The 6,533-nt window shown below is 47.4% G+C and carries 5 protein-coding genes and 1 pseudogene; all 6 read right to left on the bottom strand.

The features are described 5' to 3' along the window. Positions 1-1,471 (bottom strand): KUP/HAK/KT family potassium transporter (locus ACTIE6_RS07720; RefSeq protein ID WP_439556085.1); only part of this gene is annotated, 1,471 nt, incomplete at its 3' end. Between the two features lie 44 nt (positions 1,472-1,515). Further along, positions 1,516-2,487, bottom strand: a complete 972-nt coding sequence (locus ACTIE6_RS07715; protein WP_439556084.1) for a hypothetical protein — start codon at positions 2,485-2,487, stop codon at positions 1,516-1,518. 124 nt (positions 2,488-2,611) lie between these two features. Further along, a complete protein-coding gene (locus ACTIE6_RS07710; RefSeq protein ID WP_439556083.1) occupies positions 2,612-4,756 on the bottom strand; it encodes a molybdopterin cofactor-binding domain-containing protein in 2,145 nt (714 codons plus the stop codon). A 2-nt stretch (positions 4,757-4,758) separates the two neighbouring features. Then, positions 4,759-5,220 carry a (2Fe-2S)-binding protein gene (locus tag ACTIE6_RS07705; protein WP_439556082.1) on the bottom strand — a complete coding sequence of 154 codons (462 nt, stop codon included), beginning with the start codon at positions 5,218-5,220 and terminating at the stop codon, positions 4,759-4,761. Positions 5,221-5,326: 106 nt separating this feature from the next. After that, a complete protein-coding gene (locus ACTIE6_RS07700; protein ID WP_056291156.1) occupies positions 5,327-5,653 on the bottom strand; it encodes a DUF3467 domain-containing protein in 327 nt (108 codons plus the stop codon). Positions 5,654-5,774: 121 nt separating this feature from the next. After that, positions 5,775-6,533: pseudogene (locus ACTIE6_RS07695) on the bottom strand (DNA-directed RNA polymerase subunit beta'); the annotation flags it as partial.

Genomic DNA, 6,533 nt, shown 5'->3' with positions numbered 1-6,533 from the left:
AAATCGAGTAAATGATCTTGGTCTCAATCTCCGATTCGTGCGATGCATTGGACATGAAAATAAGGTGCGTCGAGTACTTTGGAATACTGATATCATTACTGAGCTCGCGCAAAGGCCCGATGTATTTTTCAAGACTTTCAAATTCAGTCAACCTCAGTTTGATGTAATATGCTTTTAACCAGACTGTAATTACAAATGCGATCACGCTGGCAAGTAATAGCGATACCCAGCCTCCGTGCATGAATTTTAAAAGGTTGGCAGCCAGGAAGGAGCCTTCAATAGCTAGGTACACGATCAGGAATACGGCGAGTAGCCATTTTTGTACCTTATGCACATAGAGGTAAACCGACATCAGAATGGTCGTCATAATCATCGTCAGCGTAATAGCCAGACCATACGCCGCTTCCATGTGCGACGACTCTTTGAAATAAAGCACAATCCCTACACAGCCTGCCCATAAAAGCCAGTTTACACTCGGTACGTACAACTGACCTTTTTGATCGCTCGGATAAATCAACCGCACCTTAGGCCAGAAGTTAAGCCGGATTGCTTCGGAAATCAATGTAAACGATCCGCTGATTAATGCCTGGCTCGCAATAATCGTCGCCATTGTGGCAATTGCAATGCCCGGCAGCAGCCACCATTCAGGCATCATCGCGAAAAATGGTTTGCGCCCGTTCAAGTAATCACCGGAATGCACAATCAGCCAGGCCCCCTGGCCGAAGTAGTTGAGGATTAAACAGGTTTTAACAAAAATCCAACTGATCCGGATATTACCCCTTCCGCAGTGCCCCAGGTCACTATACAGCGCCTCGGCGCCCGTTGTACAAAGAAATACTGCTCCCAACATCCAGAAACCACCGGGATGATTGGCGAGCAGCTGGTAACCGTAATAAGGATTAAGCGATTTGAGAATCTCCATGTGGTCGATTACCTGCGAGAGGCCCAGCACCGCCAGCATCAGGAACCAGATCAGCATCACCGGCCCAAATGCGCGGCCCACAATGGTAGTACCGAATATCTGAATGATAAAGAGCAGGGTAAGTATCCCGATCACAATGGGAATTGTCTGGATATCCGGATAAAGTATCCGCAAACCCTCTACCGCAGAAGAAACTGAAATGGGTGGCGTTATAATCCCGTCGGCAAGCAAGGTACTGGCACCGATAATTGCCGGGACAGCCAGCCAGGAGGCATTTTTCCTTACCAATGCAAACAACGCCAGAATCCCACCTTCTCCTTTATTATCAGCGCGGAGGATCAGGATTACGTACTTGACCGTCGTTTGTAAAGTGAGTGTCCAGAAAATACAGGATACTGCTCCATACACCACTTCATCAGAGATCGCGCTTGTACCGATAATCGCCTGCATTACGTACAATGGCGATGTGCCTATATCCCCGAAAATAATTCCTAATGCGACCAGTAACCCCGCAGCCGAGGCTTTGTCAAGATGCTTATGAGAACCCATTGGTTGTTTACAAAAAATGAGGATCGTAACAATCCTCAAACATTTTAAAGTGTATAAAATTCATAATTGACTTTCCAGCTAACTTCTTTGCCCGGCTCTGCGGCAATGCGGATGTAGGGCTCCGGACAGGAAGTGGTAGGACAAGCCCAATAAACAAGCTTTTCGAGGGGTTTATCACAGGTTATTCTTACACCTGCGCGGCTTTTGGTATTTTCAATGCGGATATCATAATCTTTTGCCGATTTTCCGAAACCTGTCAGGCCGCTGCTAAAAACCTGGTCACCTGGCTTCACTTCTCTTGCATATGTAAGTTGTTTCCCTTTCGCATTGATGATACTGCCAAATCCACTGCCTTCACCGGATACTTCAAACGGAAAAACGATCCTGATATTTTCATTGGAACGTTCATTGTCGATCATGAAAAAGTTATGATTATAAGTGCTGGTAGCGATTGCCTTTGTACCGGTGTTTTTGAGGGTGTGCTCCAGCACCAGTTCTGGCTTGCCGGGCACGAGTCGCACTGTTTTCGTATAAACATAGCCATACCCGGATTTATCTTTCAGCTCGTGGGTAAATGCAACCTGATCTTTGCCCTTATTCACTGTCCATTTACCTCCGTTTTCAAGCTTATAATTTGTTGCAAAAGCATACTTTTTGTCGTCGGGCTTTACCAATGTGCCCACCCCTAGTTTCACGAAAGTATCTCCCGGCTTGACCTCATCGAAATCCAGGGCAACAAACTCTTCGACCGGGCCCATAATCGCGTCGTGCAACTCAGGGTCATAAGGTGCCTGGTTCCATTTGCCGAAGTAGGAGTGCCCTTTATATTCCAGACTGGGGATCACGCCAGCCCAGTCAAAACGTTTTCCACGGTAGTATCCCGTTTTGCTATCGGGCAGGTACAATTTAGCTTGGACAATTCCATTCGATATTTCGGTACCCGGATAATCCGCTACTTTGAACGCGCTCACGCACATGCAAATGAATGCGACCGAGCATATGATTAGGTTTTTCATTGAGTTTGGACGGTACTGGGTTTGTGCGTAGCAGCAGAAAAATTGAGTTGTAAAAAAAGACAGTAAGATAGAAATGCAATGTTACATTTCTTCTTACTGTCTTTTCAAATTATCATTAACAATCTTACGATATTCCCTTAAAAGCTTCTTCGTTGATAAACGGCTGGTTTCTCAGGCGCTGCTTGGTTGCTTTATAAAATGCATTGGCTGCCGCGCCTCCGGTTGGTGGTAATGCAGGTTCGCCGAGACCAGTCGGAGATATCCCATTCTCCACAAAATGAACTTCCACTTCTGGAATCTCATTCATGCGGATCAGTCTGAATCCATTGAAATTGCTCTGATCCGGTGTTCCGTCCTTGAAGGTCATATTCCCGTACATCGCGTGACCGAGACCATCGACAACACCACCGCGCACTTGCTGCAACGAGCCGCTTTTATTGATCACAATGCCGCAATCCACTGCAGCAATCACGTTTTTCAGTACTGGCTTACCTTTTTCCACTACTACTTCGCCTACCTGTGCCACATAAGACCGGTGCGAGAAATAGACGCTGAAACCCTGGTGAACTCCTTTCTTTTTGCCCCAGTTACTTTTTTCTGCTGCCAGCTTGATCACGCCAATCATTCTGTCGACATCATATTTCACTTCACCGGCAGGCGATTTTTTGGCTTTTTCAAGAAGCGCCAGTCTGAATGCAACAGGATCTTTGCCCGCAGCTTCGGCTACTTCGTCTATAAACGATTGCTCTGCATAAGCCAGGAAGTTGGTAATCGGAGCTCTCCACGGGCCTGTTGTGATCGGCGATTTGTGTTCAACCGAATCGATCAATAAGTTATCCACGGAACCGGAAGGAAAATTATCTTCCCGGGTAGGATTACCGGAGTTCATACCAACTCCGCGCAGCTTATATCCGATCATTTCGCCATTCTTGTCCAATGCAGCTTCAAAACGGTATCGAACTGCCGGGCGATAAATGCCTCCTGTCATATCATCTTCCCGCGTCCAGATCACTTTCACCGGCGCTTTTACCAGCTTGGAAACATGAGCAGCTTCAACCACGAAATCAGCTGCCAGCCTTCTTCCAAAACCGCCACCCTGGCGCGTGATTTCAACTGATATCTTTTCAGGCGCGATACCTGTAAGTTTTGCTACTTCTGCACGTGCTCGATCAGGAGTTTGGGTTGGGCCGACCAGCTCCACACCGTCTTCACGCACGTGCGCAAAGAAATTCATAGGTTCAAGTGGGCTGTGCGGCAGGAAGGGGCATTGATACTCGGCCTTAATTACCTTCGCAGCGCCTTTGAATGCAGCTTCTACATCCCCATTCTTTCTGCGGACAGTCGCTTCTCCGTTGTCCATTAATTGTGAGAAGATCCGGTTGTGGTCTGCCGAGCTTTCCAGATCCGCTGCTTTTTCATACTCGATCTTTAAAGCTTCCCGTGCTTTTTTAACCTGCCAGGTTGACTTGCCAACAACCGCAACGCTGTTTTCAAAAGTAACTACGTCGACAATTCCCGGCATCTTCTTCGCCGCATCCGCATTGACCGATTTTAGTTTTAACCCGAAAGCCTTGGGCCGCTGAATCAAGGCAAACAACATTCCTTCCCGATAAAAATCAAGGCCGAAAAGTGGCTTACCTGTTGCAATATTGTTGTTATCAACATTCCTGACGGACTGGCCGATCAGTTTAAAGTTCTTTTCGTCTTTTAATTTGACCTCTTTAGGTGCTTCAAGCTTGGATGCGGCTTCCGCAAGCTGACCGTAAGTCAATGATTTGCCGGAAGCTTTATGCAAAACTTTTCCATTCTCGGTTGTACATTCCGCAGCAGGCACTTTCCAGTTTGAAGCTGCTGCTTCCACAAGCATATACCTGGCAGTAGCACCGGCTTTACGCAACCGCTCCCACGAGTGAGGTACCGCGCCACTTCCTCCGGTGAGCTGTCTTTCAAAAATATTTGTATCTAAATTCCCCTGTACCGTTTTCACCTGTTTCCAATCGGCATCGAGCTCTTCGGCTACAACCATGGGAAATGCAGTTTTGATACCCTGTCCTATCTCCGGATTTGGCGAAACAATGGTAATGATATTGTCAGTCCCAATTGAGAGATATGCATTGAAATTGATCGAGCCGGCTGCAATGGATTTTGCATCAACAACTACGGGAAGCGCATTGGAGTTGGACCAGCTGAATCCCAGGAACAATCCGCCACCTGCTGCTGCCGCGAGTTTCATAAAATCTCGGCGGGAAGTCTGATCTAGTGTCTTCATGATTAATTGGATTTAGAGGCTGCTACTTTCACTGCTTCCTTAATGCGGTGGTAGGTACCGCAACGGCACAGATTTCCGCTCATGGTTGCTACGATTTCTTCGTCGGTTGGTTTCGGCTTTGCCTTCAAAAGAGCTGCTGCCGTCATAATCTGTCCAGCCTGGCAATAGCCGCATTGCGCCACATCCACTTCGTCCCAGGCTTTTTGAACAGGATGATCGCCTTTTTCAGAAAGTCCCTCGATAGTTGTTACTTTGGACTTCCCAACTGCCGATACGGGAAGAACGCAGGATCTTACAGCCTTGCCGTCCAGGTGTACGGTACACGCGCCACATTGCGCGATCCCGCAGCCATATTTTGTACCAACTAATCCGAGGTTGTCCCGCAACACCCAGAGGAGCGGAGTGTCCTGCTCCACATCCGCCTCGACCGCGCGGTTGTTAATTGAAAGTTTGAATAAAGCCATGGTGAATAGGTTGAGTCTTACAAAGCTCACTGAGAAGCGAACTTTCCGAAATTACAAAAAATCTCAAAAAGATACTGGCTGTTAACATTTTATCTGGCGGAGATACTTAGGCTTCGCCGCCCGGACCTCCGAAGCTGATCGGGAAGTTAAAGGTCGGATCATTGTCCTGCGAGCTTGGGATAGGGCCATATTGATCCTCGTATTTCTGTATATTATCTTTTAATGCGGCTACTAAACGCTTGGCGTGCTCGGGTGTAACGATGATCCTCGCTTTTACCTTGGCTCTTGGCACACCTGGCATCAGCCGGATGAAGTCCAGGATAAATTCGCTGTTGGAATGTGCTATCATGGCCAGATTGGAGTAAACACCCTCAGCCATTTCCTCAGACAATTCTACATTGATTTGTTGTTCGCTTTCCTTTTCTTCTTTCATTGGTTGGTTTTGATACAGCCGGAGCTAGAATGATGACGGAAATTACTAAAAAATTGCAGCTACCAAAAGCAAAAAGGCCGGCTCACATTGCTGCGGCCGGCCTTTTATTTATTTCACTACACTATGCCAATTCTTTTTTCTTACGCGACTGTCTGTCACGAGAATCGGTCAATGCGTCGAACTCTTCTTTGGATCCAACGATCAGGTTTTCGTATTGACGCATACCTGTACCGGCCGGAATCAGGTGACCTACGATCACGTTTTCCTTCAAGCCTTTCAGCTCATCACGTTTTCCACGAACCGCAGCTTCGCTCAGTACCTTGGTTGTTTCCTGGAATGAAGCCGCAGAAACAAAGCTTTCAGTACCCAAAGATGCTTGCGTAATACCCATTAAGGTTGGTTTTGCAACCGCAGCCTGTGCGTCACGCGCAGTCACCAGTTTAAGGTCACGGCGTTTCAAGCTTGAATTCTCGTCACGCAGGCGGCGAACAGAAACGATCATACCGGGTTTCAGTGTCTCGGAGCTACCAGCGTCTTCAACTACTTTCAGATCCAGGATCTTATCGTTTTCTTCGCGGAACAGAACGCGGTCAACTGGTTGCATTTCAAGGAAGTTGGTATCCCCTGCATCTAGGATCTCCACTTTCTGCATCATCTGGCGTACGATACATTCGATATGTTTATCGTTGATCTTCACACCTTGCAGACGATATACTTCCTGAATTTCATTTACCAGGTATTCCTGAACCGCGGTTGGTCCTTTGATAGAAAGGATATCCGCAGGCGTAATTGCTCCATCAGAAAGCGGGTCACCAGCTCTTACGAAGTCACCATCCTGAACAAGAATGTGTTTCGAAAGCGCTACCATGTAGCGACGCTG

This window comes from Dyadobacter sp. (genome assembly GCF_051859145.1).
Taxonomy (GTDB): domain Bacteria; phylum Bacteroidota; class Bacteroidia; order Cytophagales; family Spirosomataceae; genus Dyadobacter.
This window is presented reverse-complemented; position numbering and strand designations above follow the sequence as displayed.

Bases quoted from the DNA above. Each gene is read 5' to 3' on its own strand.
- ACTIE6_RS07710 (WP_439556083.1), bottom strand. From the start codon at position 4,756: ATGAAGACACTAGATCAGACTTCCCGCCGAGATTTTATGAAACTCGCG.
- ACTIE6_RS07705 (WP_439556082.1), bottom strand. From the start codon at position 5,220: ATGGCTTTATTCAAACTTTCAATTAACAACCGCGCGGTCGAGGCGGAT.
- ACTIE6_RS07715 (WP_439556084.1), bottom strand. From the start codon at position 2,487: ATGAAAAACCTAATCATATGCTCGGTCGCATTCATTTGCATGTGCGTG.
- ACTIE6_RS07700 (WP_056291156.1), bottom strand. From the start codon at position 5,653: ATGAAAGAAGAAAAGGAAAGCGAACAACAAATCAATGTAGAATTGTCT.